Raw genomic sequence first — 2,998 nt, forward strand, 5'->3', positions numbered from 1 at the left:
CAAGGGTGCTCCTGGTTGCGGTTTCAAACGTTCTGATTCCCCGTTCACAAAGAATAACCTGAGGATTTCCCTCGGCAAGGATATATTCCGCCGACATCAGTAATTCTTTGATCGTAGTGGACATCCCGCGTTTTAACAGAATTGGTTTGCTGCTTTTTCCCACTAAACGCAGGAGGGAAAAATTTTGAATATTGCGGGCTCCAATTTGAATGATATCGGCATATTTTTCAATCTGGTCCATGTCACGTTCACGAAGTAATTCTGTTACTATGGGTAGTCCAGTGACTTGGCTGGCTTCCCGCAAAAGTCGCAGTCCTTCTACCTCGAGGCCACTGAAATCATAAGGTGATGTTCGCGGTTTAAAGGCCCCACCCCGTAAAATACTGGCACCATGTTGTTTAACCCCTTTGGCCGTTTCCAATAGTTGCTCACGGGATTCAACCGCGCAAGGCCCTGCCATGACCGTAAAATGCCCTTCACCAATCTTGACATCCCCCAGTTGAATAACCGTGTTATCAACTGAAACTTCCCGGCTGGCCAGTTTGTAAGGTTCCATGATGGGAATGACCATATCGACCTGGAGATGATTTGCCAGCTCACTGGAGGCATTGCCGGGTAAGGAAACCCCGTTTTTACCAATGACCCCGATAATAGTTTTATATTTACCTCGACTGATATGAGGTTTAAATCCCAGATCTTCGATCTTTTGGGCAACAGCATTGATGTCTTCATCTGTCGCTTGGGGTTTTAATACCAGAATCATAGTGTTCTCCTCGTGCGCTTGGACCGTTTAGGGTTGTACAAATAATAAAGGCCGGGAACAAATTGTTCACGGCCTACATTATTGCACGATCAAGGCAGTGAACGGGTGCTCCCCATCCACTACCAGCTGGTATTTCTATACCTTCGGGTATGGATGGGGATTGCCAAAATAATAATAGTGCCAAAATATTTTAAACATATTTTTCATTTGCATCTGTTTGTTCAATAAAAGAAATTTTTCCACAAGTCGATCCAAACTATCATACGATGACCTTAAAATCAAGTAATTTTCTGAGATAATTGTCAAGTACAGGATGCTTTCAGACTTTATATGTGGTTTTTTATCAATGGTTTCCTGGTCGACAATTCTGCTTCCAAAAGCTGTTGACCGTAGGTGATATCGATGTTAGATGTTAAATGAGCCTTAACGATTGAAACTATCAACAGTATTTGCTGTTCTTCTGGTTGTCTATGAATGTTCTTAATGACAGTATTGGTAGAAAAATCAGCTACTTACGCATTTCTGTAACTGATCGGTGCAATCTTCGGTGTCGTTACTGTACCCCCGAAGAACAGTTTCCCCTTTTGAATCACCAGGATGTTCTGCGTTATGAGGAAATCCTGACGGTTATCAGAGCCTTGGTGCCGGTTGGGATTGATAAGGTGAGGCTAACCGGCGGTGAACCATTGGTTCGAAAGGATCTGAATCAGCTGATTGGTTGGATTAATGATATTAATGGAATTCGCGACATCAGCCTGACTACTAATGGGGTGTTGTTGACAGAGAAGGGAAGGTTGCTCCGTGATGCCGGTCTTTCCCGGATAAATATCAGTCTGGATACCTTGAAGCCGGATAAATTTTCCTACATTACCCGCAGGAATTATTTTCCCCAGGTTATGAACGGAATTGAAGCCGCGTTGTCACTGGGATTTTCTCCGGTGAAAATTAATGTGGTTGCCATGCATGGTTTTAACGATGATGAAATTATTGACTTTGCCGCTCTGGCGGAAAGACTCCCGGTTCATGTCAGATTTATTGAGTATATGCCGATTGGTTCGGATACCGACTGGCAGGCCGACCAATTTATACCGGTGCATGAGATTCGCCGGCAGATAGAAGAAGTTTATGGACCCTTATCGCCGGTTCCTAGGGATGATTTTGCTGGGCCGGCCAAAGTTTTTTTCCTGAAAGGCGGCCAGGGTCGGATTGGTTTTATCAGTGCCTTGTCCAATCATTTCTGTGACCGTTGCAACCGGGTAAGAATAACCGCTGATGGTCGTTTGCGTCCCTGCCTGTTGGCTGATATTGAGTTTGATTTAAAGAATCGTTTGCGTCATGGTGCCGATGCGGATGCCATCCGTGCGTTATTTTTTGAGGCTCTGGCTGAAAAGCCCGAATCTCATGGAATTAGCTGTAATACGGTGAAAAAGTGTGTGCGGGTGATGTCCTCAATCGGAGGGTGATGGAGGAGAAAATGGATATGTCTTTGAGCCATTTGGATGAACGTGGTTATGTACAGATGGTTGATGTTGGAGCTAAAGATGAAACCAGTCGGCTTGCCCGGGCGTGGGGGCAGGTGCATATGGCAAAACATACCATAGAAAAGGTAACCTCCGGTGCCTTCATCAAAGGTGATGTGCTGGCTGCAGCCAGAATTGCCGGGATTATGGCCGCTAAACAAACGGCTACTTTGATTCCTCTCTGTCATCCGCTTCCCGTGAGCCATGTGGGGGTTGAATTGCTACCGTTGGTGGATGAAAAAAGAATTATTATCATTGCCGAGGCGAGGGTTAGGGGGAAAACCGGGGTTGAAATGGAGGCTTTGACGGCGGTATCGGTGGCGGCATTGACCGTTTATGATATGTGCAAAGCGGTTGATAAACGGATGTCTATAGATTCCATCACCCTGCTGGAAAAATGTGGAGGTCGGAGTGGCCATTATCTGAACCCTGATTTCGCTGTTTCGGTAACCATTTCCATCCCAGTTGAATTGCGGCTGGGAATGGAAATAAGGCTAACGAAGGAAGGCAATGCTTACTTTTTGGAATGTCAGGATGATGCAAAAGGACAAGCTCGCCTTGTCATGGATCGTTTGCCGGGATCATTGGTCCATTTCGAGGCGGAGGAAATGCCCTGCTGGCCGGCATCAGGAGTTTTTCTATTGGGGGAGTCAGTGCTTAAATTATTGCCTCCAGGTCCTGGTCAAGGGACGGTATCTTTGTCAGTGGTGAAGGC

The 2,998-nt window shown here is 45.9% G+C and carries 3 protein-coding genes; 2 read left to right on the forward strand and 1 reads right to left on the reverse strand.

The window, feature by feature from the left end:
* The coding region (gene aroF / locus U9P07_09995; GenBank protein MEA2109736.1) for a 3-deoxy-7-phosphoheptulonate synthase at positions 1–763 on the reverse strand (763 nt) is incomplete at its 3' end.
* A 470-nt stretch (positions 764–1,233) separates the two neighbouring features.
* On the opposite strand from aroF, the gene moaA reads away from it, so the two are divergent.
* Both moaA and moaC read left to right on the forward strand, forming a co-directional pair.
* Positions 1,234–2,226, forward strand: coding sequence for a GTP 3',8-cyclase MoaA (gene moaA, locus U9P07_10000; protein MEA2109737.1), 993 nt, complete (start codon positions 1,234–1,236; stop codon positions 2,224–2,226).
* Between the two features lie 17 nt (positions 2,227–2,243).
* Positions 2,244–2,998, forward strand: a 755-nt coding sequence (gene moaC, locus U9P07_10005; GenBank protein ID MEA2109738.1) for a cyclic pyranopterin monophosphate synthase MoaC, incomplete at its 3' end; no start/stop codon positions are given.

This window comes from Pseudomonadota bacterium (assembly GCA_034660915.1).
Classification (GTDB): domain Bacteria; phylum Desulfobacterota; class Anaeroferrophillalia; order Anaeroferrophillales; family Anaeroferrophillaceae; genus DQWO01.

What these genes read in the sequence shown, in the direction of transcription:
- moaA (MEA2109737.1), top strand. Translation starts at nt 1,234, where the DNA reads ATGAATGTTCTTAATGACAGTATTGGTAGAAAAATCAGCTACTTACGC.